This window comes from Mycobacteriales bacterium (genome assembly GCA_040902655.1).
In the GTDB taxonomy this organism is placed as follows: Bacteria; Actinomycetota; Actinomycetes; order Mycobacteriales; family SCTD01; genus SCTD01.
The window spans coordinates 66,288-92,072 of sequence record JBBDWV010000017.1; the positions used below are offsets into that span (position 1 = coordinate 66,288).

27 protein-coding genes and 1 pseudogene are annotated in these 25,785 nt (G+C 73.7%); 24 read left to right on the top strand and 4 right to left on the bottom strand.

The annotated features are described in order from the left end of the window. Nucleotides 1-202 precede the first annotated feature (202 nt). The 5 genes from WD794_05105 (at nt 203) to ffh (ending at nt 6,141) form a co-directional block, all read left to right on the top strand. Complete coding sequence (locus WD794_05105; GenBank protein MEX2289689.1) at nt 203-1,462, top strand: ammonium transporter; 1,260 nt, start codon at nt 203-205, stop codon at nt 1,460-1,462. Beyond that, complete coding sequence (locus WD794_05110; protein ID MEX2289690.1) at nt 1,459-1,797, top strand: P-II family nitrogen regulator; 339 nt, start codon at nt 1,459-1,461, stop codon at nt 1,795-1,797. The genes WD794_05105 and WD794_05110 overlap by 4 nt, the downstream gene beginning before the upstream one ends. Nucleotides 1,798-1,849: 52 nt before the next feature. Next, a complete protein-coding gene (locus tag WD794_05115) occupies nt 1,850-2,188 on the top strand; it encodes a P-II family nitrogen regulator (GenBank protein ID MEX2289691.1) in 339 nt (112 codons plus the stop codon). Nucleotides 2,189-2,229: 41 nt separating this feature from the next. Next, nucleotides 2,230-4,503: a [protein-PII] uridylyltransferase gene (locus WD794_05120; protein ID MEX2289692.1), complete on the top strand. Its 2,274-nt coding sequence runs from the start codon at nt 2,230-2,232 to the stop codon at nt 4,501-4,503. 87 nt (nt 4,504-4,590) lie between these two features. Continuing rightward, entirely contained in the window at nt 4,591-6,141 is a 1,551-nt protein-coding gene (ffh, locus tag WD794_05125) for a signal recognition particle protein (GenBank protein ID MEX2289693.1), read from the top strand. Nucleotides 6,142-6,607: 466 nt separating this feature from the next. On the opposite strand, the gene WD794_05130 is transcribed toward ffh, so the two are convergent. Beyond that, nucleotides 6,608-7,747, bottom strand: a complete 1,140-nt coding sequence (locus tag WD794_05130) for a hypothetical protein (protein ID MEX2289694.1) — start codon at nt 7,745-7,747, stop codon at nt 6,608-6,610. 25 nt (nt 7,748-7,772) lie between these two features. Then, nucleotides 7,773-8,990: an MFS transporter gene (locus tag WD794_05135; GenBank protein ID MEX2289695.1), complete on the bottom strand. Its 1,218-nt coding sequence runs from the start codon at nt 8,988-8,990 to the stop codon at nt 7,773-7,775. Between the two features lie 226 nt (nt 8,991-9,216). On the opposite strand from WD794_05135, the gene rpsP reads away from it, so the two are divergent. From rpsP to WD794_05195, 12 genes and pseudogenes are all read left to right on the top strand, one after another. After that, complete coding sequence (gene rpsP / locus WD794_05140) at nt 9,217-9,849, top strand: 30S ribosomal protein S16 (protein MEX2289696.1); 633 nt, start codon at nt 9,217-9,219, stop codon at nt 9,847-9,849. Nucleotides 9,850-9,852: 3 nt separating this feature from the next. Then, nucleotides 9,853-10,092: an RNA-binding protein gene (locus tag WD794_05145; protein MEX2289697.1), complete on the top strand. Its 240-nt coding sequence runs from the start codon at nt 9,853-9,855 to the stop codon at nt 10,090-10,092. Nucleotides 10,093-10,095: 3 nt separating this feature from the next. After that, nucleotides 10,096-10,650, top strand: coding sequence for a ribosome maturation factor RimM (gene rimM, locus WD794_05150; protein ID MEX2289698.1), 555 nt, complete (start codon nt 10,096-10,098; stop codon nt 10,648-10,650). Between the two features lies 1 nt (nt 10,651). Next, complete coding sequence (gene trmD / locus WD794_05155; protein ID MEX2289699.1) at nt 10,652-11,437, top strand: tRNA (guanosine(37)-N1)-methyltransferase TrmD; 786 nt, start codon at nt 10,652-10,654, stop codon at nt 11,435-11,437. A gap of 108 nt (nt 11,438-11,545) precedes the next feature. Next, a pseudogene (rplS, locus tag WD794_05160) lies at nt 11,546-11,884 on the top strand (50S ribosomal protein L19). A gap of 206 nt (nt 11,885-12,090) precedes the next feature. Then, on the top strand, nt 12,091-13,068 hold the full coding sequence (gene lepB / locus WD794_05165) for a signal peptidase I (GenBank protein MEX2289700.1): 978 nt from the start codon (nt 12,091-12,093) through the stop codon (nt 13,066-13,068). A gap of 32 nt (nt 13,069-13,100) precedes the next feature. Beyond that, nucleotides 13,101-13,556 carry an NUDIX domain-containing protein gene (locus WD794_05170; GenBank protein ID MEX2289701.1) on the top strand — a complete coding sequence of 152 codons (456 nt, stop codon included), beginning with the start codon at nt 13,101-13,103 and terminating at the stop codon, nt 13,554-13,556. Beyond that, the gene (locus WD794_05175) at nt 13,553-14,254 is read left to right on the top strand and encodes a ribonuclease HII (GenBank protein ID MEX2289702.1); all 702 of its coding nucleotides are present in this window, start codon (nt 13,553-13,555) and stop codon (nt 14,252-14,254) included. The genes WD794_05170 and WD794_05175 overlap by 4 nt, the downstream gene beginning before the upstream one ends. Continuing rightward, the gene (locus WD794_05180) at nt 14,251-14,577 is read left to right on the top strand and encodes a DUF2469 domain-containing protein (GenBank protein MEX2289703.1); all 327 of its coding nucleotides are present in this window, start codon (nt 14,251-14,253) and stop codon (nt 14,575-14,577) included. The genes WD794_05175 and WD794_05180 overlap by 4 nt, the downstream gene beginning before the upstream one ends. A 9-nt stretch (nt 14,578-14,586) precedes the next feature. Further along, a complete protein-coding gene (locus WD794_05185) occupies nt 14,587-15,267 on the top strand; it encodes a hypothetical protein (protein MEX2289704.1) in 681 nt (226 codons plus the stop codon). Nucleotides 15,268-15,690: 423 nt separating this feature from the next. After that, on the top strand, nt 15,691-15,813 hold the full coding sequence (locus WD794_05190) for a hypothetical protein (GenBank protein ID MEX2289705.1): 123 nt from the start codon (nt 15,691-15,693) through the stop codon (nt 15,811-15,813). Between the two features lie 237 nt (nt 15,814-16,050). Then, entirely contained in the window at nt 16,051-16,350 is a 300-nt protein-coding gene (locus WD794_05195; protein MEX2289706.1) for a type II toxin-antitoxin system HicB family antitoxin, read from the top strand. Here WD794_05195 and WD794_05200 read toward each other — a convergent pair. After that, a complete protein-coding gene (locus WD794_05200; GenBank protein MEX2289707.1) occupies nt 16,347-16,577 on the bottom strand; it encodes a hypothetical protein in 231 nt (76 codons plus the stop codon). The two genes, WD794_05195 and WD794_05200, sit on opposite strands and share 4 nt — an antisense overlap. Before the next feature lie 615 nt (nt 16,578-17,192). On the opposite strand from WD794_05200, the gene WD794_05205 reads away from it, so the two are divergent. From WD794_05205 to whiG, 5 genes are all read left to right on the top strand, one after another. Next, the gene (locus tag WD794_05205; GenBank protein MEX2289708.1) at nt 17,193-17,576 is read left to right on the top strand and encodes a YraN family protein; all 384 of its coding nucleotides are present in this window, start codon (nt 17,193-17,195) and stop codon (nt 17,574-17,576) included. Between the two features lie 101 nt (nt 17,577-17,677). Further along, complete coding sequence (locus WD794_05210; protein MEX2289709.1) at nt 17,678-19,204, top strand: YifB family Mg chelatase-like AAA ATPase; 1,527 nt, start codon at nt 17,678-17,680, stop codon at nt 19,202-19,204. A 110-nt stretch (nt 19,205-19,314) separates the two neighbouring features. Further along, nucleotides 19,315-20,472 carry a DNA-processing protein DprA gene (dprA, locus tag WD794_05215; protein ID MEX2289710.1) on the top strand — a complete coding sequence of 386 codons (1,158 nt, stop codon included), beginning with the start codon at nt 19,315-19,317 and terminating at the stop codon, nt 20,470-20,472. A gap of 140 nt (nt 20,473-20,612) precedes the next feature. Beyond that, nucleotides 20,613-21,512, top strand: a complete 900-nt coding sequence (locus WD794_05220; protein ID MEX2289711.1) for a tyrosine recombinase XerC — start codon at nt 20,613-20,615, stop codon at nt 21,510-21,512. A 99-nt stretch (nt 21,513-21,611) separates the two neighbouring features. After that, complete coding sequence (gene whiG / locus WD794_05225) at nt 21,612-22,532, top strand: RNA polymerase sigma factor WhiG (protein ID MEX2289712.1); 921 nt, start codon at nt 21,612-21,614, stop codon at nt 22,530-22,532. Nucleotides 22,533-22,706: 174 nt separating this feature from the next. Here whiG and WD794_05230 read toward each other — a convergent pair whose 3' ends face one another. Continuing rightward, nucleotides 22,707-23,642, bottom strand: coding sequence for a peptidoglycan DD-metalloendopeptidase family protein (locus WD794_05230; GenBank protein ID MEX2289713.1), 936 nt, complete (start codon nt 23,640-23,642; stop codon nt 22,707-22,709). Between the two features lie 312 nt (nt 23,643-23,954). On the opposite strand from WD794_05230, the gene rpsB reads away from it, so the two are divergent. Together rpsB and tsf are read left to right on the top strand one after the other, a co-directional pair. Continuing rightward, entirely contained in the window at nt 23,955-24,839 is an 885-nt protein-coding gene (gene rpsB, locus WD794_05235) for a 30S ribosomal protein S2 (protein MEX2289714.1), read from the top strand. A 95-nt stretch (nt 24,840-24,934) separates the two neighbouring features. Next, nucleotides 24,935-25,753, top strand: a complete 819-nt coding sequence (gene tsf, locus WD794_05240) for a translation elongation factor Ts (protein ID MEX2289715.1) — start codon at nt 24,935-24,937, stop codon at nt 25,751-25,753. Nucleotides 25,754-25,785: the final 32 nt, after the last annotated feature.

The following is a 25,785-nucleotide window of genomic DNA, read 5'->3' on the forward strand; positions in this document are numbered from 1 at the left end:
GCCTGCCAGGTGGCCCAGCCCGCCAGGTAACGGCGGACACGCGGGCGAAACGAAGCGCCGGGCTTGTTCACCTCTGCGAAACGGACGGGACACGGCCGGGGAACAGCGCACCCGCACAGTCGCAGCAGTCGCCGGGACAGGCCCGGCCACAGCAGGGAGAGGTGCTCTCGTGCCCGAGATCGACACGGGTGACACCGCGTTCATGATCATTGCCAGTGCACTGGTACTGCTCATGACACCGGGGCTCGCGATGTTCTACGGCGGCATGGTTCGCGCCAAGAGCGTCCTCAACATGATGATGATGAGCTTCGCCTGCCTGGCCGTCGTGCCGGTGCTGTGGACGCTCTACGGCTACACGCTGGCCTTCGGCCCCACCCAGGGGAACGGCCTGGTGGGCGGCCCGGACTTCCTCGGCATGGCCGGCACCGTCGGCGAGGTGAGCGGCACCGTGCCGGTGCTGGTGTTCGCGAGCTTCCAGATGATGTTCGCCATCCTCACCCCGGCCCTGATCAGCGGCGCCATCGCGGACCGCGCGAAGTTCGGTGGCTGGGTGCTGTTCGTCATCCTGTGGGTCAGCGTCGTCTACTTCCCGGTCGCCCACTGGGTCTTCAGCCTGGAGGAGGGCTGGATCGCCGCCCGGCTCGGCGCCCTCGACTTCGCCGGCGGCACGGCGGTGCACATCAACGCCGGTGCGGCGGCGCTCGCGCTCACCTTCGTGCTCGGCAGGCGCCGCGGCTTCCCACGCGAGCCGATGCGGCCGCACAACCTCCCGATCGTGCTGCTCGGCGCGGGCCTGCTGTGGTTCGGCTGGTACGGCTTCAACGTCGGCTCGCAGGTGGCCGCGGACGACGTCGCCGCCACGGTGCTGTTCAACACCACCGTCGCCACCGGCGCGGCGATCATCGCCTGGCTCGGCGTGGAGAAGCTCCGCGACGGCCACGCCACCACCCTCGGTGCGGCCTCCGGTGCCATCGCCGGCCTGGTGGCCATCACCCCGGCCTGCAACGTCGTCAGCCCGGTCGGGGCGATCGTGGTGGGACTTGTCGCCGGTGGGGCCTGTGCCTTCGCGGTCAGCCTCAAGTACCGCCTCGGCTATGACGACTCGCTCGACGTCGTGGGCATCCACCTGGTCGGCGGCATCGTCGGTTCGCTGATCATCGGCCTGCTCGCGAGCTCCGCGGCCCAGGGCGGCGAGGGCGTGAACGGCCTGTTCTACGGCGGTGGCCTGGAGCAGCTCGGCAAGCAGGCCGTCGCGGTCGTCGCGGTCCTGGCGTACTCGCTCGTGATGTCCTTCCTGCTTGGCACGTTGGTGGACAAGACCATCGGCTTCCGCATCTCGGCGGAGGACGAGCTGACCGGCGTCGACGAGACGACGCACGCCGAGAGCGGCTATGAGCTCGGCGGCATCCGGGCCGGCGGGTTCAACGCGACGTCCGCTGCCTCGGTGAAGGCGGACGCATGAAGCTGATCACGGCGGTGCTGAAGCCGTTCAAGCTGGACGACGTCAAGAGCGCCCTCGAGTCCTTCGGCGTGCAGGGCATGACGGTCAGTGAGGTGCAGGGCTTCGGCCGGCAGCGCGGGCACACCGAGGTCTACCGCGGTGCCGAGTACACCGTGTCGTTCGTGCCCAAGGTCCGGGTCGAGGTGCTGGTGGACGACGCCGACGCCGCGGAGGTGATGGACGTGATCGCCAAGTCCGCGCACACCGGAGCCATCGGAGATGGCAAGGTCTGGAGCACCCCGGTCGACGAGGTCGTCCGGGTCCGGACGGGTGAGAGGGGGGCGGAGGCCCTGTGAGCACAGGATGCGGGGCGACACCCCGTGACGAAGGTGCGAGCGAGGTGTCCCGGTGAGGCTGGTGACCGCGGTGGTCAAGCCGTTCAAGCTCGACGACGTCAAGAGCGCGCTCGAGGCGATCGGGGTGCAGGGCATGACGGTGGGCGAGGTGCAGGGCTTCGGCCGCCAGCGCGGACACACCGAGGTGTACCGGGGTGCCGAGTACACCGTCGCGTTCGTGCCCAAGACCCGCATCGAGGTGCTGGTCGACGACGCCGATGCGACCCGGGTCGTCGATGCGATCGTGGCTGCTGCCAGCACCGGGTCGATCGGCGACGGCAAGGTCTGGTCCACGCCGGTGGAGGACGTCGTCCGCGTCCGCACGGGGGAGCGGGGAGCCGAAGCACTCTGACGGTGCAGGGGGATCCGGGTGCGTCGGCCGGCGGTCTGGTCATGAAGCAGGCCCGCGCCACGATCCTGGCGTCGCAGCTGACCGGTGCAGCCCTGCGCTGTGCCCTCGTCGAGCTGTACGACCGGGAGCTCGCGGCGCTGTTCGGCGACCCCGGGCCGGGCATCGCGCTGGTCGCGGTCGGCGGGCTCGGCCGCCGCGAGGTCGCTCCCGGCAGCGACCTCGACCTGCTGCTGGTGCACACCGACCGGCCGGACGTAGGCAGGCTCGCCGACGCGACCTGGTACCCGCTGTGGGACTCCGGGGCGGGCCTGGATCACGCGGTACGGACCCTCGACGAGGCGCTCGCCGTCGCGGCCGGCGACCTCAAGGCGGCGCTCGGCCTGCTCGACGCGCGGCACGTCGCCGGCGACCGGGCGCTGAGCGCGCAGCTGCTCGACCGCACCCGGGCCGCCTGGCGCGCCGGTGCGCCGGCCCGGCTGCCCGAGCTGCGGGAGTTGGTGCAGGAGCGGGCGCGTACGCAGGGGGAGGTGGCGTTCCTGCTCGAGCCCGACCTCAAGAGCGCGCGCGGCGGGTTGCGTGACGTGCACGCCCTGCAGGCGCTCGCCGCGGCCCAGGTGGCGAACCTGCCGGGGCCGGAGGTCCAGGCGGCGCACGCGGTGCTGCTCGACGTGCGTGGCGAGCTCCACCGGCGCACCGCCGGCGCCGGCCGGCGGGTCGTGGACGTCCTGCTCCTGCAGGAACAGGACGCCGTGGCCGCCGCGCTCTCCTACGCCGACGCCGACGCGCTGATGCGCGCGGTGTCCTCGGCGGCCCGCACCATCGCCTACGCGGGTGACACCACGTGGCGCCGCATCCGGCCCCCCGCGCGCCGCCGGCTGCTCGGCCGCCGTTCCGCCGCCCCGCTGCGTCGCCCGCTGGCCGACGACGTCGTGGAGCAGGACGGCGAGGTGGTGCTGGCCCGGGACGCCGCACCGGCGTCGGACCCGGTGCTCGTGCTGCGGGTGGCCTCGGCGGCGGCCCGCGCAGGTCTGCCGGTCTCGCCGCACACACTCACCCGCCTCGCGGCCTGCCCACCGTTGCCCGAGCCGTGGCCGGCGCCGGCCCTGGACGCACTGGTGCGGCTGCTGGCCGCCGGCCCGGCCTGTGTCCCGGTCGTCGAGGCGCTGGACCAGGCCGGCCTGCTCGTACGCCTGCTGCCCGAGTGGGAGACGGTCCGCAGCAAGCCGCAGCGCAACAGCTACCACCGCTTCACCGTCGACCGGCACCTCGTCGAGGCCGCGGCCGAGGCGGCGGCCCTCACCCGGCGGGTGGCGCGCCCCGACCTGCTGCTGCTCGGGGCGTTGCTGCACGACATCGGCAAGGGGCTGCCCGGCGACCACACCGCCGTGGGGATGCAGGTGGTGGCCGGACTCGCGCCCCGGCTGGGCCTGCCGCCCGAGGACGTCGCGGTGCTCGTCCGGCTGGTGGAGCACCATCTGCTGCTGCCCGACGTCGCCACCCGCCGGGACCTGGCCGACCCGGCCACGGCGCGGGCCGTGGCGGATGCCGTCGGCAGTGCGGAGGTCCTGGAGTTGTTGCACGCGCTGACGGAGGCGGACGCGGCCGCGACGGGCCCGGCGGCCTGGTCGTCCTGGAAGTCCGGGCTGGTGACCGAGCTGGTACGGCGGACCTCGGCCCTGCTGGCCGGCGCGCCCCCGCCGGGGCCCGCGCCGCTGGCCGACTGGCAGGAGCGGCTCGTCGGACGGGGCGGCCCGCTGCTGGAGGCCCGCGGAGAGGAGGTCACCGTCGTCGCGCCCGACCGACCAGGCCTGCTGTCGCTGGCCACGGGCGTGCTGGCCCTGCACCGGCTGGACGTCCGTTCGGCATCGGTGTTCTCGCGGGGCCGCACGGCGGTGACCGTCTGCCGGGTCCAGCCGCGCTTCGGTACCCCGCCGGACTGGGCGCTGGTGCAGGGGGAGCTGCGGCGGGCACTGGCCGGCGAGCTGGACCTGCCCGCGCTGCTGGCCTCCCGGGAGGCGGCCTACGCGCCGCGCACCCGGCTCCCTGCCGTCGCACCGACGGTGCGGCTGGTGGACGACGCCTCCGATGCCGCCACCGTCGTGGAGGTGCACGCCGCTGACGCGCTGGGCGTACTGCACCGGATCACGGCAGCGCTGGCAGCCGCGCGGCTCGACGTGCGCAGCGCGCACATCTCCACGCTCGGCGCGGACGTCGTCGACGCCTTCTACGTCGTCGGCCCGAACGGCACCAAGGTCCAGGACCCGGCGCTGCGCGCACAGGTCGAGACCGGGCTGCTCGCCGCGCTGCAGGGCTGAGTGCCCTGTCCCGTGGCCCGGCCGCTGCGGCCCTGTCCCGGCGGCGTGACCCGGTCCCTGCGGCACCGACCCCGCTAGGCTGACGCGGTGTTCGACACCCTCAGCGACCGCCTGGACAAGGTCTTCACCAGCCTGCGCAGCAAGGGGCGGCTGTCCGACGCCGACATCGACGCCACCGCGCGCGAGATCCGCATCGCGCTGCTCGAGGCCGACGTCGCGCTGCCGGTCGTCAAGGCCTTCATGGGCAACGTCAAGGAGCGGGCCCGCGGCGCGGAGGTCAGCCAGGCGCTGAACCCGGCCCAGCAGGTCATCAAGATCGTGAACGAGGAGCTCATCGGCATCCTCGGCGGCCAGACCCGCACGATCCGCTTCGCCAAGACGGCCCCGACGGTGATTCTGCTCGCCGGTCTGCAGGGGGCCGGCAAGACGACCCTGGCCGGCAAGCTCGCCAGGCACCTCAAGGCGCAGGGCCACGCGCCGCTGCTCGTCGCCTGCGACCTCCAGCGGCCCAACGCCGTCCAGCAGCTGCAGGTCGTCGGCGGGCAGGCCGGGGTCGACGTCTTTGCGCCCTATCCGGGCTCCGGGGTGGGCGACCCGGTGGATGCCGCGCGTCGCGGCGTGGAGCAGGCCCGGCGGATGAACCACGACGTCGTCGTCGTCGACACCGCCGGCCGCCTCGGCATCGACGCCGAGCTGATGCAGCAGGCCACCGACATCCGCGACGCCGTGCAGCCCGACGAGGTGCTGTTCGTCGTCGACGCGATGATCGGCCAGGACGCCGTCGTCACGGCGCAGGCGTTCCAGGACGGCGTCGGCTTCACCGGGGTGGTGCTCACCAAGCTCGACGGGGACGCCCGGGGAGGCGCCGCGCTGAGCGTCCGCCACCTGACCGGACAGCCGATCCTGTTCGCCTCCACCGGCGAGAAGCTCGACGACTTCGACGTCTTCCACCCCGAGCGGATGGCCTCGCGCATCCTCGGCATGGGTGACGTGCTCACTCTCATCGAGCAGGCCGAGAAGTCCTTCGACCAGGACACCGCCGAGCGCATGGCCGGCAAGATGATGGAGGGCAAGGACTTCGACCTCGAGGACTTCCTCGAGCAGATGGTCCAGGTCAAGAAGATGGGCTCGCTGACCAGCCTGCTCGGGATGCTCCCCGGCATGGGTCAGATGAAGGACGCGCTCGCCCAGGTCGACGACAAGGACATCGACCGGATCGCCGCGATCATCCGCTCGATGACACCCCAGGAGCGGCGGACGCCGAAGATCCTCAACGGCTCGCGCCGGATGCGTATCGCCAAGGGCTCGGGCGTCACCGTGACCGAGGTGAACAATCTGGTCGACCGGTTCTACGAGGCGCAGAAGATGATGAAGTCGATGGGCGGCATCCCGGGCATGCCCGGGATGCCGGCCATGGGCCGCAAGGCCAAGCGCCAGCAGTCGCAGGGCAAGAAGAGCAAGAAGGGGCCGGGTCGCGCGGGTGGCGGCCCGAGCAAGGCCAAGCAGGCGCCCGGTCCGAGCCAGGGGTCGCAGTTGCCGCAGGGGTTGCCGAAACTCCCGCAGGGTTTTCCGCAGCTTCCGCCGGCCGGGCAGGCGCAGTCGCCGCCGGATCCGTTCGGTCTGCGCCGGCCGCGGTAGGTCAGAGCGCCTCGGCGGTTGCTGGGTCGGAGCGCCCCGGCGGTTGCTGGGTCGGAGCGCGCCGGCGGTTGATCAACGCCGGCCTTCCGCACATTCTGTCTCCGAATAATGTGCGCCAGCCCGGCGTTGATCAAGGCCTGGGTACGAGTGGGCGGCGGTGCGAGTGGGCGGCGGTGCGAGTGGGCGGTGATGGGGGCGGGCGGTGATGGGGGCGGGCGGCGGACAGCGGCGCGGCGACAGGTCGGCCGGATTGGGGCAGCACGCAGCTGGCGGCCCGGCGGTGCATCCTCCTGTCGCGCGTTGTACAGGAGGGGTCAACAATCGGGAAAACTTGACCGTTCCTGCACAGCCCCCGAGCGCACACATCGCCCCGCAGGCCGCCCCGCAGCGTCACGAACCGCACTGCCGCCCGCCGCGCCGCACTGCCGCCCGCCGCGCCGCCGCGCCAACGCCGCGCCGTGGCGGGTCAGCCCGCAGGCTTGGGGTGCGCCTTCAGGAACCGCCAGCCCTCACCGGTCGCGTCGTATCCGCCGTTGTGGCGGGTCGGCCAACCGTGGCCGTACGCCGGGAGCACCACCATGCGCACCCCTGCACCGGTGCGCGCCCACAGCCGCGGCCCGGTGTCGACGGCCGGCAGCCGGGACCGCAGTCCGGTGCTGTAGCGGATGCCCTTCAGCGGCACGGTCGGGTCCTGCCGGCCGTGCACCGCCAGCACCGCGGTCGCGCGGGTGGGGGTGCACGGGGCGGTGTGCGTGCCGGCCACCGCCAGCACCCCCGCGATCCGACCCGGCCGGCCGCAGGCATAGCGGTAGGCGAGCATCGCGCCGTTGGAGTAGCCCGCCAGGTGCACCCGGCGCCGGTCGATCGCGTGCAGCGCGCCGGTGATCTGCAAGAGCCGGTCGAGGTAGGCCAGGTCGTCGACTCGGCCGGCCGCCGTGCCGCAGCAGGGGCCGGCGTTCCAGGAGCCCTCGTGGCCGGCGCCCCAGACGAGGACGAACTCCTGCTGGAAGGCGAGCGTGGACCAGCGCTGCTGCGCCTCGACCTGCCGCAGCGACCCCCCGAGGCCGTGCAGCGACACCAGCAACGGCGCCGTCTCCGGCGCTGATCCCGGCACGTAGATTCGGGCCTTGCGAGCCAGTCCGCCTTGTTGCCAACTGATCTCGCCGCGGAAGCCCTGCCCGACCCGCAGCCGGTCCGGCACCCGGCCGACGCCCAGCCGGTAGACGGCCCAGCCGTCGCCGTTGGTGCCGCTACGCCGCAGCGCCGGTTCCGCGGAGGGTGAGGGTGAGGGCGACGGCGGCAACGGCGGCGTTCCTGTGGCGGCCGGCGGGTCCAACGCCGCTGCCTGCGCCACGGGGGCGGCGGCCTGCACCGTGTCCTCGCCGGCCCCTGCTGCGCCCCCTGCTGCGCCCCCTGCTGCGCCGCCCCCTGCTGCACCGCCCCCTGCTGCACCGGCCACAGCCTCGCCGGCCCCTGCTGCACCGGCCACAGCCTCGCCGGCCATCACCGGACCGGGGCCGGCGACGCCGCCGAGGCTGGCGATCCCCAGGACCGCCAGCAGGATCGCCAGGGGCAGGGGGGAGCGCGGGAGGGGCGTGCCGATCACTGCCGCACCCTACGGTCGGAGCAGGTCAACTGCGGGCGGTTCGGGTGAACAGCCCCAGGACGAGGCCGAGGACCTGCATCCCCGCCAGCCCGAGCAGCCCGACCCGCACCCCGTGGGCCGCCACGACCTGGCCGGCGACGGCGGCACCGAGCGCGAAGCCGCCGAACTTCAGGCTGGCGGCCGTGGTCACCACCTGCGTCTGCATCGACGCCGGGCTGTGTGCCGCGCGTACGGCCAGCGTGCTCGCCAGCACCGGCCCCTCCATCGCCCCGGCCAGCAGCACGAGCACGAGCGCGACGGTCAGGCTGGGTGCGACCGCGACACCGGTGAACGCCACCGCCAAGCCGGCGATCCCGAGGAACGCCAGGCGCATCGGGTCGGTACGCGGGGACCGCGAGGCGACGGCCAGGCTGCCGCCGAGCGCGCCGAGGGCGAAGGCGCTGAACAGGGCGCCGCCCGCGGCGGCCGGCTGCCCAACCTCGACGGCGAGCAGCGGGAAGACCACCGGCAGCGCGCCCATGCCGGTGAACGAGACGGTCGTCGCGACGGTGACCGCCCGCAGCGGCGGCACCGTGGCCAGCAGGCGCAGCCCGCTGCCGACCAGGCGTACGAGTCCGGTCCGCTCGCCGTGGACGGCGAGCGGCGGCATCGGCACCCGCAGCACCGCGGCCAGCGCCAGCGCGGACAACACCGCCGTGGCGATCACGGCCACGTTCGCCGAGGCGGCCGTCGCCAAGGCACCCGCCAGGGCCGGTCCGACGACGCCGGCGAGGTTGTAGCTGGTGGCCTCCGCGCCGTACGCCCGGCGCAGGTGCGGCGCCGGCACCAGCGGCGCGATCAGCCCGGTGAAGCCACCCGTCAGCACCGGGGCGGTCACCCCGGCCAGCAGGCCCAACAGCACGACGACGTACGAGGGCGCGGACCCGGTCGCGGCCAGCAGGCCGACCAGGACGCCCAGCAGCAGCAGCTGGTTGGCCACGAAGACCGCCCGGCGATGGGGGGTGCGGTCCAGCCAGGCCCCCAGGAGCGGCCCGGTGACCAGCGCGGGCAGGGCCAGCGCGCCGACGAGGGTGCCGGCCAGGGCCGGGGACCCGGTGCGCTCGAGCACCAGCAGCACAAGCGCCACCCGGGCCGCCTCGTTGGCCAGCCGGGCGGTCGTGGAGGCGGTGAACAGCGCGCCGAGCCCAGGGGAGCGCCACAGCGAGGGGGCGACCGGGATCGGCTGCTCCAGGGCGGCGGTCACGGCTCCAGTGTCCGGGCTGCTGCTGCCTCAGGGGCCGACTGTGGCCGACGTCACGGCTGAGCCACCTCGGCAGCCACGCCGGCGCCGCATCTGGCAGACTGTCCGACGAGCCATCGCAGGGGGCGGCCCTCTACCCGCCCTACCGCGTGTCCGCAGACCGTTCCCGGCCGCGTGCCCCACGCGCAGCGCCGGGGGCCACCCCATCTCACCTCCGGAGCCCACACCCGTGGCAGTCAAGATCAAGCTCATGCGTCTCGGCAAGATGCGCGCCCCGTACTACCGCATCGTGGTGGCGGACGCGCGGACCAAGCGCGAGGGCCGCGTCATCGAGACGATCGGCAAGTACCACCCCAAGGAGAATCCCTCCTTCATGGAGGTCGACGGTGACCGTGCCGCGTACTGGCTCGGCGTCGGCGCGCAGCCGACCGAGCCGGTCGCCGCGATCCTCAAGGTCACCGGTGACTGGCAGAAGTTCAAGGGCCTGCCGGCCCCGCCGCCGATGCTGGTCGCAGAGCCCAAGCCGGACCGCAAGGCCATCTTCGAGACGGCCGCCCGCGAGAGCGGCGGCGAGGCCGGTGGTGCCGCGACCACCCCGAAGAAGAAGGCCGCTCCCAAGGTCAAGGCCGACGACGACACGGCTCCGGCCGGTCACGCCGCCCCGAGCACCGGCGAGCCGACCAGCGCCACCCCGACACCCGCCGAGGGCAAGACCGACCCGTCCGCCGGCGACGGCCCGACGGCCGAGGCGCCCAGCGGCGACGGCCCCACGGCTGCCGAGGCGGGCACCGGCCAGACCACGGGCACCGACGCGGCTACCGCGCCGGATGCTGCCGACGCGGCCAGCGCCGACAAGGCCTAGCCCGTGCTCGAGAACGCCCTCGAGCACCTGGTCAAGGGCATCGTCGACAACCCCGACGACGTCGAGGTCGAGCTGGTCACGGGTCGGCGCGGCCGCACCCTCGAGGTGCGCGTCAATCCGGAGGACCTCGGCAAGGTCATCGGCCGCAACGGCCGTACGGCCAAGGCTCTGCGCGCCGTCATGACGGCACTGGGCGGCAAGGGCCTGCGGGTGGACGTCGTCGACACCGACGAGGTCCGCTAGTCCGTGGTCGAGCCGGACCTGCTCGTCGTCGGCCGGATCGGCAAGCCGCAGGGCCTCAAGGGCGAGGTCACGGTGCAGGTCCGCACCGACGACCCGCAGGCGCGGTTCGCCGCCGGGGCGGTCCTGCTCACCGACCCGCCGGATCGCGGTCCGTTGACCGTGGAGCAGTCCCGTTGGCAGAACGGCCGGCTGATGGTCGCCTTCCAGGGTGTCGCCGACCGCAACGCCGCCGAGTCCCTGCGCGAGACGCTGCTGCAGGTCGACGGGCGGACCCTGCCGCCGCCGGCGGACGAGGACGAGTTCCACGACCACGTTTTGCGGGGCATGAGCGCGGTGCTCGTCGGCGGGGAGCCGCTGGGCGAGGTGGTCGACGTGCTGCACCTCCCGCACGGCGACGTGCTCGTCGTACGGCGCCAGGACCCGCCGGGGGAGGTCCTCGTGCCGTTCGTGAAGGAGATGGTGCCGGTCGTCGACGTGGCTGCCCGCCGGATCGAGGTCGACCCGCCCGCGGGGCTGCTCGACCTGACGCCGGCCGATCCCGACGGCGAGCCGGCCTGACGTGCTCGTCGACGTCGTCACGATCTTTCCCGAGTACCTCGCGCCGCTGAGGGTCTCCCTGCTGGGCAAGGCGCAGGAGCGCGGACTGCTCGAGGTCCGCCTGCACGACCTGCGGACCTGGACCTCCGACGTCCACCGCACCGTGGACGACACGCCGTACGGCGGCGGGCCGGGCATGGTCATGACACCCGAGCCGTGGGGCGCCGCGCTCGACGCGGTGCGCGAGGCGGGCGGGCCGGGCGGATCCGGGGCGACGGCACCGGTGCTGCTCGTCCCGACCCCCAGCGGTGTCCCGTTCACCCAGGCGCTGGCCGTGGAGCTTGCGGCCGAGCCGTGGCTGGCCTTCGCCTGCGGGCGCTACGAGGGCATCGACGCCAGGGTGCTCGCCGACGCCGCGCGGCGCTTCCGGGTGCTGGAGGTGTCGCTGGGCGACTACGTGCTGGCCGGCGGGGAGGTGGCCGTGCTGGTCGTGGTCGAGGCGGTCGCCCGGCTGCTGCCGGGGGTGCTCGGCAACGCCGCCTCGCACCAGGAGGACTCCTTCGCGCCCGGCGCGATGGAGGGGCTGCTCGAGGGACCCGTCTACACGCGGCCGCCGGTCTGGCGCGGCCTGGAGGTCCCGGCGGTGCTGCAGTCGGGCGACCACGCCCGGATCGCCCGGTGGCGGCGCGACGAGGCGCTGCGCCGGACGGCCGTGCGCCGGCCGGACCTGGTCGCGGGACTGGTCGGCCGGTTGGACGAGCGGGACCGCGCCGTCCTTGGAGGCCGGTCACCGGATGTGGCAGAGTAGAGGGCTGTTGCGCCGTCCCGACGGGACGAGTGCCAGCTCCCTGGACCACCCGCCACCCGGCAGGCCCGCGCCCACCCGCGGCTGCCGCACGAGGAAGCGACGCCACCCATGAACGTCCTGGACGAGTTCGACGCCGCGCAGTTGCGCACCGACGTCCCCGACTTCCGCCCGGGCGACACGCTCGACGTGGGCGTACGCGTCGTCGAGGGCAACCGCTCCCGCGTCCAGCACTTCCAGGGCGTCGTCATCCGGCGTCAGGGCGGCGGCTCCCGGGAGACCTTCACCGTCCGCAAGGTCAGCTTCGGTGTCGGCGTCGAGCGCACCTTCCCGGTGCACACCCCCGTGATCGAGTCGATCAAGGTCGTCACGCGCGGTGACGTCCGCCGCGCGAAGCTCTACTACCTGCGCGAGCTGCGGGGCAAGAAGGCCAAGATCAAGGAGAAGCGGGCGGTGACGGTGCCCGCGAAGGCGGCTGCGTCGACCGCTCCGGCCGATCCGGCCGCCCCGCCCGCGCCGCCGACCGCCGCGCCGAGCGCGCCCGCCGAGGCCTGAGCGACTCCTGTCCGCGTCCGGCTTCGTCCGGTCGCTTCGCCCGGCCGTCCGGTCTGCCCGCCGGGCACCGACGTCGGCCCTGCACCGTTAGGGTCTGCGCAATGAGCAGCGACGACCGTGCCCCCGCCCCGGCCGGTATCTCCGTGTCCGACGCCGGCCGGGACGCCGACGTCGGCCGGGACGCCGACGCCGGCCGGGACGCCCGGGCGGGAGCGCCGGACGGTCCCGCCCGCGCCCGCGGCTCGGGCAGGGGGGTGGGCAGGCACGCCAAGGCCTCCGGTGGCTCCTTCGCCCGCGAGCTGCCGTTCCTGGTGATCATCGCGTTCCTGCTCGCCCTGCTCATCAAGGCGTTCCTGATCCAGGCGTTCTACATCCCGTCGGGCTCGATGCAGCAGACGCTGGAGCTGCGCGACCGGGTGCTGGTCAACAAGCTGGTCTACAACTTCCGTGAGATCCACCGCGGCGAGATCGTCGTCTTCAACGGGCTGGACTCCTTCACTCCGGAGACGCAGATCGCGCCCCCGAGCAACGACGTGCAGCGGGTCCTGCGCGCGATCAGCAGCGCGGTCGGGGTGGGTGCGCCGGGCGAGAAGGACTTCATCAAGCGCGTCATCGGGGTGCCGGGCGACCGCGTCGCCTGCTGCACCGACGGCAAGGTGAGCGTGCAGCCGGAGGGCGCCGAGCGCCCCACCGTGCTCGACGAGCCGTACGTCTTCGAGGACGACCGGATGCCCTTCTGCGCCGCCGGCACCGGAGACACCAGCTGCCCCGAAGGTGCCGAGGGCGTGCTCGTCCCCGAGGGGCGCTTGTGGGTGATGGGCGACCACCGCGGCAGTTCCAGCGACTCCCGCTTCCACATCGAGGATGCGAACAGCGGCACCGTCCCGCAGGACAAGGTCATCGGGCGGGCCTTCGTCATCGTCTGGCCGCTGGACCGCGCCCGGGTGCTCAGCGTTCCGGAGACGTTCAGCGCGCTGGCTCCGCTGGCCGCCGGAGCTGCGTCCGCCGCGCCGTACGGCCTCGGGCTGGTCGGCGCGCTGCCGGTGGCCCTGCTGCGCCGCCGCCTGCGCCGGCGGTAGCCGCCGCCTGCGCCATTAGGCTCGGCAGCGTCATGACGGTCCCCCTCGAGCGCCGCGCGGCGCGTGTGCTGCTCCTCGACGCCGACGGGCGGGTGCTGCTGCAGAACTGCTGCGATCCGACCGCAACGGATGCCGGCAGCTGGTGGAACACCACCGGCGGTGGTATCGACGAGGGTGAGACACCGGCGCAGGCCGCCGCCCGCGAGCTGGTCGAGGAGACCGGGCTGCGGGTCGAACCGGGACAGCTCGGCCCGGTCGTGCACCGGCGGCTGACCGAGTTCAGCTTCGGCGGCGACCGCTACCGCCAGAGCGAGGACTACTTCCTGCTGCGCACCGACAGCTTCGACGCCATCCCGACCGCGCACAGCGACGTCGAGCTCGTGGCGGTGCTCGGCACCCGGTGGTGGTCACGGGACGAGCTGCGCGGCACCGCCGAGCGGGTCTACCCGCAGGAGCTCGCCGAAGTGCTGGACCGGCTGGCGCCGTGAGGGCCCCGCGGCCGGTCGTCCGAACCGAGAACGGCCTGTGGGCGCTGGAGCGGGTCCTGCAGCGCAGCGGCTTCCCCTACGTCGCCGGGGCCGACGAGGCCGGCCGCGGGGCCTGCGCCGGCCCGCTGGTCGTGGCCGCCGTCGTGCTGCCGCAGGGCAGTCGCGGCGAGGTGCCGGGGCTGGCCGACAGCAAGCTGCTCAGCGAGCCCGCGCGGGAGGCGGCGTACGACCAGGTCGTACGCCGGGCGCTGGCCTGGTCGGTCGTCGTCGTCCCGTCGACCGAGGTGGATCGGTGCGGCCTGCACGTCATGAACGTCCGCGCCATGCGACAGGCCGTCCTGCGTCTGGACCCCTGCCCGTCGTACGTCCTCACCGACGGATTCCCGATCGGCGGGATGCCGGCGCCGTCGCTGGCCGTGTGGAAGGGCGACCGGGTGGCGGCCTGCGTCGCCGCGGCGTCCGTGCTGGCCAAGGTGACGCGGGACCGGATCATGCGCGAGCTGCACCCTCGCTGGCCGCAGTACGACTTCGCGCGGCACAAGGGCTACATCACGCCGGAGCACACGGCTGCCTTGCTGGAGCACGGGCCGTGTCCGCAGCACCGGTTCTCCTACGTCAACGTGAAGGCGTGCGTCGCGTCGGAGACGCGCCGGCAGGGACAGCTGCGGTTGGATGACCGGATGGTGGTCAGCGCATGAGTGCCGAAGAGCTCGAGAAGTACGAGACCGAGATGGAGCTCCAGCTCTACCGGGAGTACCGCGACATCGTCCGGCAGTTCGACTACGTGGTGGAGACCGAGCGGCGCTTCTACCTGGCCAACGCCGTGGACGTGCAGCCCCGCAGCGCCGCCGGTGAGGTGTGGTTCGAGCTGACCCTCACCGATGCCTGGGTGTGGGACATGTACCGCCCGGCGCGCTTCGTGAAGTCGGTCCGGGTGCTGACCTTCAAGGACGTCAACGTCGAGAAGCTCGAGAAGCCCGACCTCGAGCTGCCCGGGGGTCGCCCGCCGTTCGGCGGGTAGGGGGCCCGCATGGGCAACGTCGATCGGAACAAGGCGGACGAGCCGGGGGCGCCGAGCCAGCCGGAGGACAGCTCGGGCGACGGGCCGGTCACGCTCGCCGGCCGCACGGAGCCCGGCGGTCAGGGGAGCCCGGACACCAACCAGGCCCGGACCGAGCCGATGCCGCCGAGCGGCACGCATCCGGAGCCGCTCACGGTGCCGCAGCTGGACGACATGAACATCTCCGGTGCCGACCCGCAGGCGCCGCGCCATCCCGCTGCCCTGCGCAGTGACCAGTCGGGCACCGGGGCGTACGCCCAGGAGTCGGCCGGGGGACAGCCGGCCGGGGGACAGCCGGCCGGCCTCGGCGGTACCGGCGCCACCTTCGCCGCGACCCGGCCCGCTCCGGACCTGACCGACAGCACGGGTCGTGCCCCGGGCCCGGAGCAGCCGCGGCAGGTCTCGACCGGCACGTCGCACCGCGCCCCCGGTATGCACGGCCAGACACCCGACGGTGAGTGGGTGCGGAGCGACACCACCGCCGGTGCGGCACGGATGGGGCCGCAGGCGCTGGACAGCAGGGCGGGAGCCGCCCCGGGCCAGGGCGACGACGCCACCGTCCCCTCCGCCGGCACCTCGCCCTCGCCCGGCACCAGTGAGGAGCACCGCATCGTGTCCGGCATCAAGCTGCCGGAGGCGGACGAGGCCTGATTCCCCGTCCCGGTGGGGCCGGGCCTGTCTGACCCTGTGGACAGCGGCCGGCTCGTGCCGGTGTCGGCAGTGATGACAGTCGGACACAGCTGATCACAGCTGAGCCACGACTGATCACAGCTCAGCCTCCCCTGATCGCAGCCTGTCGCGATCGCACCCGTGGGGTGTCGGCCACGCCGGTTCTCGGTGCCAGCAGCGCCGGCTTGTGCGGGCCGATGGCACCAAGAACTCGATCCATCTTGGTGCCACGCCAGTGCGGGGAGCACTCGTCACGGCCGCGACCCCGCGGCCTCGACGATCGGAACTCAGGACTCGAAGGACCCGTCGGACCCAGCCGTAGACGTCGGTGCCGCAACCTCACCCCGACCTCGCCGGGGCTACGACGAACGCTAGATGTCGGACCCCGGTCGTAGACCTGTCGGCATGACACGTGAGGGACGGCTACTGGCGTCGGGGGAGCGGATGGTGCCGCACCACGAGACGGAGGAGGCGATGGCCGCAGGCGAGGCGCGGATCGCGGAGGTGATCGCGCGCGGAGGCCGGTGACCCGGACGTTGCTGTGGTGCGCCGCCGCCGCCGCTGCGATCGCTGGGTCGGGGGCCACGCGCGGAGCGGCGAGGTCGGCACTGCTCGTGTCACGCTGAACCTCCTGCGCGGCCTGCGCGCCCGTGCCATGGTGTGCCGCCAGGAAACTTCAGACGGTCCCGCGTGTTGTCGATGCACAGAGCCCGGCGCAGCCGGGCTGGCACTCCGGACATAGTCTTGTTCGAGGAGATCCGCAACGTGCGGACCCATGGTGAGGGCGGTGGAGCGGTGCAGGTCGAGTCGACCGTGACCGTCGACGTCCGGTACGAGCCGGACGACGAGCTGTACATCGCTGAGGTCCGCGAGCTGCAGGGGTGCTGGGCTTCCGGCAAGAACCGGGACGAGCTCATGCACAACCTGCAGGGCGCCATCGCGGAGTACTACGAGGTCTTCCAGGACCAGGAGGTCGTCGAGATGACCTTTGGAACGCCGATGCCCGCCGACGCGGAGAACGCCAGCGAGCATGCCGAGGTCAGGGTTCTCGCCGGCGCGAGCTAGAGCGCGTTGAGGAAGTCCTCGTGCGAGATGCCGAGCTGCTTCAGCACGGTAGCCACCTCAGAGCGGGCGTGCTTGTGCGCCATGACGTTGCTGCGCCGGCCGTCGGGCCCGACGACGTAGCAGTGGCTGCCCTTGCCGGCGCCCTTGCGGACGGGGTGGACGTCGAGCTTCGCCAGCGCGCGCAGGATCCGGGCCTGGGTCAGCTCCGGCAGCTTCGGGCTAGACATCGTCGACCTGCGGCGCCTCGACCTGCGCCTGGACGTGGTTGACCGGGGCCACGGTCCTCTCTTCCCAGTCGGCAACTCGGCAGCGGCCGGGGTCAAGAGGGGAAGGCTCAGGCCCAGGTGCTGTTGATCTTGCGGAAGTCACGCTACGCATCGATGCCGACGAACTGCGGCAAGGCCTGCGCGTCGCGTCGCGGTGGACGGGGCTGGGGATGACACACGCCCGGAAAGGACGACACGTTGAAGAGCCCCCACGAGGAGGGCTCTTCCGCTTGACCCTGGCGTGATGACTGCGAGATCGACGGCGCCGGGGTCCGACGCATAGTGCGTACGACGGGACCTGTGTCAACGCTCGGCCACCGTCGCTTACTGGCGCCTCGGCGATGCTGCGGTTCCTCGACGGGCAGCACTTGGGGGTGTGGCGGGAGTTGGGCCGCTACCGCCGGCCGTCACCTGGTGGGCGACGGTCCGCGCCGAGCGCCCGAGCCCGGCCCGCCGTCTGGGCAGGGGCCGGGCCTGTCTGATCCTGTGGACAGCGACGCGTCGCCCACAGATGCGCCCGCCGGTCGCCCGCCGCGGCCCCGGCGCGGCCACTGTCGGCACCGGGAGGTGGTCGAGGTGCGACCGGAGCAGACACGCGGGGCGCGGACGGCGGCACTCGGGCGCTGGGGTGAGGACCTTGCCGCCGAGTTGCTGACTACTGCCGGGATGCAGGTGCTGGACCGCAACTGGCGGTGCGAGTTCGGCGAGCTCGACCTGGTCGGCCGGGAGCCGGACGGCACCGTCGTGTTCGTCGAGGTGAAGACCCGGGCGGGCACCGGCTTCGGTCAGCCGGCGGAGGCGGTCGGCCGGGTCAAGGCCGGCCGGTTGCGGACGCTGGCCTGCCGGTGGCTGCTGGAGAACCGCCCGCCGGGCACCAGCGAGCTGCGCTTCGACGTGGTCGGCATCGTCCGGCGGTACGACGGGCCGCCCAAGGTCACCCATCTGAAGGCGGCGTTCTGAGGGCGCGGTGCCTGTGGGCACCGCGTGGTCGTCCACAACCTCGGCCGGAGCGGTGGCCACGGCTTCCGGCACCGGGCAGCGTCGCCGGCGGAGGTGATCCCGTGGCATTGGCCAAGGCGTACTCGGTGGGGCTGGTCGGCCTGGACGGCCACGTGGTGGAGGTGGAGGCCGATCTCGCCCGGGGGCTGCCCGGGCTGACCGTGATCGGGCTGCCCGACGCGGCGCTGGCGGAGGCGCGCGACCGGGTGCGGGCGGCGGTGGTCAACAGCGGCCAGGCCTGGCCGCAGCGGCGGATCACCCTCGCGCTGTCGCCGGCCTCGCTGCCGAAGCGGGGGAGCGGCTTCGACCTGGCCCTGGCGGCGTCGATCCTGGGCGCCTCCGGAGTGCTGCCGCCGGACGCGCTGCACGGGCGGGTGCTGCTCGGCGAGCTCGGTCTCGACGGGCGGGTGCGGTCGCTTCCCGGGGTGCTACCCGCCGTGCTCACCGCGTCGCGGGCCGGCATCGACCGGGTGGTGGTGCCGCTGGACAACCTGGCCGAGGCCCGGCTGCTGCCCGGGGTGCAGGCGCGCGGGGTCGGGTCGCTGCGGGACCTGGTCGCGCTGCTGACCGGCGTGCCGTACGACGAACCGGTCGTTGTGCCGGTGGTCGCGCCGGCGGCGGGTCCCACCCTCGACATGCTCGACGTGGCCGGGCAGGCCGTCGGGCGCACCGCGCTGGAGGTCGCCGCGGCCGGCGGGCACCACGCGTTGCTGCTCGGACCGCCGGGCAGCGGCAAGACGATGCTCGCCGAGCGGATGCCCGGGCTGCTGCCGCCGCTCGACCTCGACGCGGCGCTCGAGGTGACCGCCGTGCACTCGGTGGCCGGCTCGCTGCCGCGGGACGCGCCGCTGGTGACCCGGCCACCGTTCCAGGACCCGCACCACACGGCCACGATCGCCTCCATCGTGGGCGGCGGCGCGGGCATCGCCCGGCCCGGAGCGGCCAGCCTCGCGCACCGCGGGGTGCTGTTCCTCGACGAGGCGCCGGAGTTCTCGCCGCGGGTGCTGGATGCCCTGCGCCAGCCGCTGGAGAGCGGCCGGCTGTCGATCACCCGAGTCGGCGGGACGGCCGTCTACCCCGCCTGCTTCACGCTGCTGCTGGCCGCGAACTACTGCCCGTGCGCCAGGCCGGAGGACTGCAGCTGCCCCCCCGACGTGCGGCGTCGCTACCTGAGCCGGCTGTCCGGGCCGCTGCTGGACCGCGTCGACATGCACGTCACGGTGCCGCGCATCACCCGCGCGGAGATGCTGGCCGAGGACGGCCGCGGCGAGCTCAGCGCCGACATCGCCGCGCGGGTGGCTGCCGCCCGGGACGCGGCCGCCGTCCGCTTCGCCGGGACGCCGTGGCGCTGCAACGGCGACGTGCCGCCGGTCGAGCTGCGGCGGCGCTGGCCGCTCGACCGGAACGCGACCCGGCCGGCGGACACGGCGATGGACGGCGGGCAGCTGACCGCCCGCGGCTACGGCCGGGTGTTGCGGCTCGCGTGGACGCTGGCCGACCTGCAGGGTGTCGGCCGGCCGCGCCAGGAGCACGTCGCGCACGCCCTGGGTTACCGGCAGGGGGCCACGCAGGGCCTGGTGGCAGCGTGAGCGCCGGGTCAGGTGACCACGTGAGGGCCGGGTCAGGTGACGGCGTGAGGGCCGGGTCAGGTGACGGCGTGAGGGCCGGGTCAGGGAGCCGCGCAGGGCCTGGCGATCGCGTGAGTACCGACGAGCGGATCGCGCGCGCCGGGCTGTCCCGCATCGCCGAGCCGGGGGACCCCGACGTGGCCGAGGCCGTGGCCGCGGTCGGGCCGGTCGAGGTGTGGGAGTCGCTGCGCCGCGGCGTCCCGGTCGGGCAGGTCACGCAGGGCGTGCTGCCCGGCATCGCGCTGCGCGCCGAGGGACACGATCCTCGTGACGACCTGTCGGCCGCCGCCCGCGCCGGCGCCCGGCTGGTCTGCCCGGGCGACCCCGAGTGGCCCACCGCGCGGCTGACGTGGCAGCCGTCGAAGCTGTTGGAGCCGCCACCGCTGGCGTTGTGGGTGCACGGCAGCTGGCCGCTCGACGAGGTGGTCGAGCGGTCGGTCGCGGTGGTGGGCGCGCGGGCGGCCAGCAGCTACGGCCTGCACGTGGCGCGAGAGCTGGGCGCCGGACTCGCGGAGCGGCGCGCGACGGTCATCAGCGGCGGGGCCTACGGCATCGACGCCGCCGCCCACCGGGGTGCGCTGCTCGCCCAGAGCGCGCCGTCGGTGGCGGTGCTGGCCTGCGGCGTGGACGTCGCCTACCCGCGGGGCAACGACCGGCTGCTGCACCAGATCGGTGAACAGGGGCTGCTGGTGTCGGAGCTGCCGCCGGGCAGCCACCCCACCCGGCGCCGGTTCCTCATCCGGAACCGGCTCATCGCGGCGCTCTCGCTCGGCACGGTCGTCGTTGAGGCGGCCCTCCGCAGTGGCTCGCTGGCGACGCTCGAGCGGGCCCGCCTGCTGGGGCGTCACCTGATGGCGGTCCCCGGACCGGTGACCTCCGGCATGTCCGCGGGCTGTCACGTCGAGCTCCGCAACGGCGCCCAGTGCGTCACCTGTGCGGCGGAGGTGCTCGACCTGGTCGGCCGGATGGGGGTGGACGCCACCGAGCCGTCGCGCGGCCCGGTGGACCTGCGGGACGGGCTGTCGGACACGGTCCGGCGGGTCCTGGACGCGCTGCCCGTCCGCCGCTCGGTCGGTGTCGCCGCGATTGCGAAGGAGGCCGGCGTCCTCCCGCTCGTCGTGCAGCAGGTCCTGCCGCCGCTGGTCACCCACGGGCTGGCCGAGTCGACCCCGGATGGCTGGCGCCTGACCCCGCTCGGGGCAGGCAAGCCGGTCCGGAGTGGACGGTGAGCCGAACGGCCACCGGGGCGTTCACCCGACGGCGCACAGCGCCCCTCGGCCCGGCGGCTTGACCTGGCCCCGGCCCGCCGGACACCGTGCCGCGTGTGACCGCCGTGCCGGAGGACCCAGCCGGGCCGGAGGACCCAGCCCTGCCGCCCGCCCTCGACGAGGCGCTGGCCGCCTTCGAGCGTCACCTCCGGCTGGAGCTGTCCCGGTCGGTGCACACCGTCCGCGCCTACACCGGCGACGTGGCCGCCCTCCTGCAGCACGCCGCCCGGCTGGGGGTGACGGCGCCCGCGGAGCTGGACCTGGCCGTCCTGCGTAGCTGGTTGGCCCGCTCGCGCAGCACCGGCGCCGCACGCCCCACCCTGGCCCGCCGCGGCTCCAGCGCGCGGGTCTTCACCGCCTGGGCCTGCCGGCGCGGGTTGCTTCCCACGGACCCCGGTGCGTTGCTCGCGACCCCGAAGGGGCACCGGCCGTTGCCGGACGTCCTGCGCGCCGACGAGGCCGCACGGCTGGTCGAGCAGGTCGACGGCGGCACACCGGAGGATCTGCGCGACCGGGCGACGCTCGAGCTGCTCTACGCGACCGGCATCCGGGTCGGCGAGCTCTGCGGCCTCGACGTGGGCGACGTCGACCGCGAGCGCCGCGTGGTGCGGGTGCTGGGCAAGGGCGCCCGCGAACGCTCCGTCCCGTACGGGGAGCCGGCCGCCCTGGCCGTCGCCGGCTGGCTGGCCCACGGCCGTCCCCAGTGGGCGACGCCTGCCAGCGGACCGGCGCTGCTGCTGGGCCGGCGCGGTGGACGGCTGGACCCGCGCGCCGCCCGCACCCTCGTGCACCGCCGGCTGGCGGACGTACCCGGGGCCCCGGATCTCGGTCCGCACGGGCTGCGGCACAGCGCCGCGACCCACCTGCTCGAGGGCGGTGCGGACCTGCGGGCCGTCCAGGAGCTGCTCGGCCACGCGACGCTGGCCACGACGCAGATCTACACGCACGTCAGCGTCGAACGGCTGCGCACCAGCTATGCCCAGGCGCATCCCCGCGCCTGACGGCTCCACGGGGCAACAGCGGACGGTGGCGGAGGCGTCGCGCTACGCTCGCTTCGACCGGAAGTACGCCGCGGGGGCTCGAACGGGTGAGGACCAGTCATGACTGTGCGCACGCCCGGACCGGACGGTTCCGGCCGTCTGGCCACTGCCGAGGACGACCCGGGCGCGGACGACGTCGTGGTGCAGCCCGCGCCCGCCGCCAAGACCCCCGCCCGGCGCGGCCGGTACGCCGGTGTCAGCGACGAGGAGCGGGCCGAGATCGAGTCGGCCATCGCGGAGCTGTGGCGGGAGTACAAGGACACCGGCGACGAACGGCTGCGTGAGCGGCTGATCCTGCACTACTCACCGCTGGTGAAGTACGTCGCCGGCCGCGTCGGCGTGGGTCTGCCGCCGAACATCGAGCAGGCCGACCTCGTGTCGTACGGCATCTTCGGGTTGATCGACGCGATCCAGAAGTTCGACCTCGAGCGCGCGATCAAGTTCGAGACCTACGCGATCAGCCGCATCAAGGGCGCGATCATCGACGAGCTCCGCTCGATCGACTGGATCCCCCGCTCGGTGCGCTACAAGGCGCGTGAGGTGGAGAAGGCCTACGCCGCGCTCGAGGGCCGGCTGCACCGGACGCCGACGGAGGCCGAGGTCGCCGCCGAGCTCGGCATCGCGCTCGAGGACCTGCACACGATCTTCAGTCAGGTCAGCTTCGTCAACGTCGTCGCGCTCGACGAGCTGCTCTCTGCCGGGGGGGAGAAGGGGGACAAGCTCTCCCTGGTCGACACCCTCGAGGACACCAAGGCCGAGGATCCGGTCCAGGCGTTCGAGTCCGAGGAGACGAAGTACCTGCTGGCCAAGGCGATCAACACGCTGCCCGAGCGGGAGAAGATCGTCGTGACGCTCTACTACTACGAGGGCCTCACCCTCGCCGAGATCGGCCAGGTCCTGGGCGTGACGGAGAGCCGCATCTGCCAGATGCACACCAAGGCCGTCCTGCAGCTGCGCGGAAAGCTGTCCGACAACGACTGAGCCGGTACCACGGGTCAGCCGGGACCACGGGTCAGCCGGGACGAACGGGTCGTCCGCGGGTGGCGACCTGCACGGGGCCCTGCTGCTGTGAACGCCCTGTGCAGGAGAGGTCAACAATTCCGGATTGTTGACCTCTCCTGTACACCTCATGCGCACCATAGGGGCCCTGGGCGCTCAGGAGGCGTGGCGGCGCAGGCGGGCCGCATCCAGGTCGAGCAGCGGCGCCGGCAGCGCGACCTGCTCGTCGTCCTCGGCCGGGGCGGCCGGGGCGGGCGCGGCCGCTGCGCCGCTCGCCGGTTCGGGTGGGTCCGGCACCGGCCGCGCCAGTAGCGCGATGCCGAGCGCCAGCGCGACCAGGGCCGCGGCCGCCAGCGGCGCCTCGTCGGCGCGCAGGGACCAGGACGGTTCGTGGAGCACAGCTGCCGCGGGCGGCGGGGCGGTCGTCGCGCGCACCGGCCCCGCAGCAGCGCGGACTGCACCACCGGGCACCTCAGCACCCGGCATCCCAGCACCCGGCATCCCAGCACCCGGCATCCCACCCCCGGGCACCGCAGCCCCGGGCATCCCGGCTCCGGGGAATGCCGGCGCGTGCGGTGCCCACGCGCTGCCCGCGGTCATCCGGTCCAGCGGCAGCAGTCGCACCGGCCCCCGCTCCACGAGTCGCACCGGGTCGAGGTACTGCTCGCCGCGCCGCAGCCCCCAGTGCAGACACGCGGCCACCGTACAGCCGGCGTGACCCGGCTCCAGCTGCCCGACCGGCTGGCCCAGAGCCACGACTGCGCCGGGGCGTACGGCCGCGGTGACCGGCTCGTAGGTGGTCCGCAACGTGCCGTGGGTCACCACGACGACGCCTCGGCCTGCGAGCAGCCCGGCGTAGCTGACCTGTCCGGCGGCAGCTGCCAGCACGGCTGCGCCCGGCGCAGACGGCAGGTCCACGCCGCGGTGGCCCGCCCCGTAACGCGTCGCCGGCGGCTCGAACCCGCGCACCACCTCCCGCGGGCCGGACAGCGGCCAGCCCCATGGTCCGGCGTCGGCGACGGCTCGCTCCGCCGGCAGCCCGACCAGTGCGACCAGGACGAGCAGCACCAGCACCAGCACACGACGCACCACGTCCACCTCCTTGCAGCAAGGACGACCTCGACCAGGACGACGTGGCGAGCCTGCGGCAGCCGACGCCGGGGCGACAGCGGTCCGGGCAAGGCTGTGGACGACAGGCCGTACACTTGCTGCAGCGACCCGGTCCGCTGGGTCGACTTCGCGTGCCCTACCACGGCCCGCCCGTCGGTCTCCGCGAGGAGCACGGGCAGGACACGGGCACCAGGGCCGGCCCCCACCCGGGGGACGGCGACAACCGACCGCCGCGCGGCCGCACCTGCCTGACCAGTGGGCGCACGCCGACGCGGACGAACAGAGAGGGCCATCATGGCCGTCGTCACCATGCGCCAGCTGCTCGAGAGCGGCGCGCACTTCGGGCACCAGACCAAGCGCTGGAACCCCAAGATGAAGCGCTTCATCTTCACCGAGCGCAACGGCATCTACATCATCGACCTGACCCAGACCCTGGGCTACATCGACCGCGCCTACGACTTCGTCAAGGAGACGGTCGCCCACGGTGGGACGATCATGTTCGTCGGCACCAAGCGCCAGGCGCAGGAGTCGATCGCGGAGCAGGCCGGCCGCGTGGGGATGCCCTACGTCACCGAGCGCTGGCTGGGCGGCATGCTCACCAACTTCCAGACCGTCTACAAGCGTCTGCAGCGCCTCAAGGAGCTCGAGCTCATCGAGACCACCGGCGGCCAGACGGTGCTGACGAAGAAGGAGGCGCTCGTGCTGTCCCGCGAGCGCATCAAGCTCCAGCGCACCCTCGGCGGCATCCGCGAGATGACCCGTACGCCGAGCGCGGTCTGGGTCGTCGACACGAACAAGGAACACCTCGCGGTCAACGAGGCGCGCAAGCTCGGCATCCCGGTCGTCGCGATCCTCGACACCAACTGCGACCCGGACGTCGTCGACTACAAGATCCCGGGCAACGACGACGCGATCCGCAGCATCCAGGTGCTGACCCGCGTGATCGCGGACGCCGTCGCGGAGGGTCTGATGGCCCGCGCCGGCGCCAGCGGCGGCGACGCCAAGCCCGAGGCCGGCCAGCTGGCCGGCGACGAGCCGCTGCCCGAGTGGGAGACCCAGCTGCTCACCGGTGCCCCGGCCGAGGCCGAGGCCGCCGCGGCGCCCCAGGCCGCCGCCGTCCCCGAGGCCGCCGCGGCCCCGGAGGCCGCCGCCCCGCAGGCCGCCGCCCCCCAGCAGTAGCGCCCTGTACGTCCGGCGGCGCCCGGGGGACCACCCCTTGCGGCGCCGCCGTCGTACGTCCGACCTCCATCGCAACGAGAGACAGGCGACCTGACATGGCTTCCATCACCGCCGCGGACATCAAGAAGCTCCGCGAGGCCACCGGCGCGGGCATGACCGACTGCAAGAACGCCCTGGTCGAGGCCGACGGCGACTACGACAAGGCCGTCGAGCAGCTGCGCATCAAGGGCCTCAAGGGCGTCGCCAAGCGCGAGGGCCGGGCAGCCTCCAACGGCCTGGTTCTCGCCAAGCTGGAGGGCACCGGCAAGGGCACCCTGCTCGAGCTCAACTGCGAGACCGACTTCGTGGCCAAGAGCGCGAAGTTCCAGGACCTCGCGCAGTCGGTCGTGGACGCGGCCTTCGGCACCAACGACGTCAGCAGCGTGCAGGTCGACGGGCGCCCGCTCACCGACGTGCTCAACGACGCCAACGCCTCCATGGGCGAGAAGATCGAGGTCCGCCGGGTGGCCACCTTCGAGGGCGCCTACGTCGCGACCTACCTGCACCGCACCAACCCCGACCTGCCCCCGCAGCTCGGGGTGCTCGTCGAGTTGTCGGCCGAGAACGCGCAGGTGGCCAAGGACGTCGCGCAGCACATCGCTGCCTTCAGCCCTACCTACGTCGCGCGCAGCGAGGTGCCCGAGGACGTCGTGGCCAAGGAGCGCGAGATCGCGGAGGCGACCGCCAAGGAGGAGGGCAAGCCCGAGGCGGCCCTGCCCAAGATCGTCGAGGGCCGCGTCAACGGCTTCTTCAAGGAGGCGGTGCTGCTCGAGCAGGCCTTCGCCAAGGACAACAAGAAGACGGTCGGCAAGGTGCTCGAGGAGGCCGGCGTCCAGCTGAACGGCTTCGCCCGGTTCAAGGTCGGTCAGGCCTAGTCTGCCGAGAGGCAGGTACGGCCTACGTTCCC

Coding starts and splice junctions, on each gene's coding strand:
- WD794_05105 (MEX2289689.1), top strand. CDS start 203: ATGATCATTGCCAGTGCACTGGTACTGCTCATGACACCGGGGCTCGCG.
- WD794_05110 (MEX2289690.1), top strand. CDS start 1,459: ATGAAGCTGATCACGGCGGTGCTGAAGCCGTTCAAGCTGGACGACGTC.
- WD794_05120 (MEX2289692.1), top strand. CDS start 2,230: ATGAAGCAGGCCCGCGCCACGATCCTGGCGTCGCAGCTGACCGGTGCA.
- lepB (MEX2289700.1), top strand. CDS start 12,091: ATGAGCAGCGACGACCGTGCCCCCGCCCCGGCCGGTATCTCCGTGTCC.
- WD794_05170 (MEX2289701.1), top strand. CDS start 13,101: ATGACGGTCCCCCTCGAGCGCCGCGCGGCGCGTGTGCTGCTCCTCGAC.
- WD794_05180 (MEX2289703.1), top strand. CDS start 14,251: ATGAGTGCCGAAGAGCTCGAGAAGTACGAGACCGAGATGGAGCTCCAG.
- WD794_05185 (MEX2289704.1), top strand. CDS start 14,587: ATGGGCAACGTCGATCGGAACAAGGCGGACGAGCCGGGGGCGCCGAGC.
- WD794_05190 (MEX2289705.1), top strand. CDS start 15,691: ATGACACGTGAGGGACGGCTACTGGCGTCGGGGGAGCGGATGGTGCCG.
- WD794_05200 (MEX2289707.1), bottom strand. CDS start 16,577: ATGTCTAGCCCGAAGCTGCCGGAGCTGACCCAGGCCCGGATCCTGCGC.
- whiG (MEX2289712.1), top strand. CDS start 21,612: ATGACTGTGCGCACGCCCGGACCGGACGGTTCCGGCCGTCTGGCCACT.
- rpsB (MEX2289714.1), top strand. CDS start 23,955: ATGGCCGTCGTCACCATGCGCCAGCTGCTCGAGAGCGGCGCGCACTTC.
- tsf (MEX2289715.1), top strand. CDS start 24,935: ATGGCTTCCATCACCGCCGCGGACATCAAGAAGCTCCGCGAGGCCACC.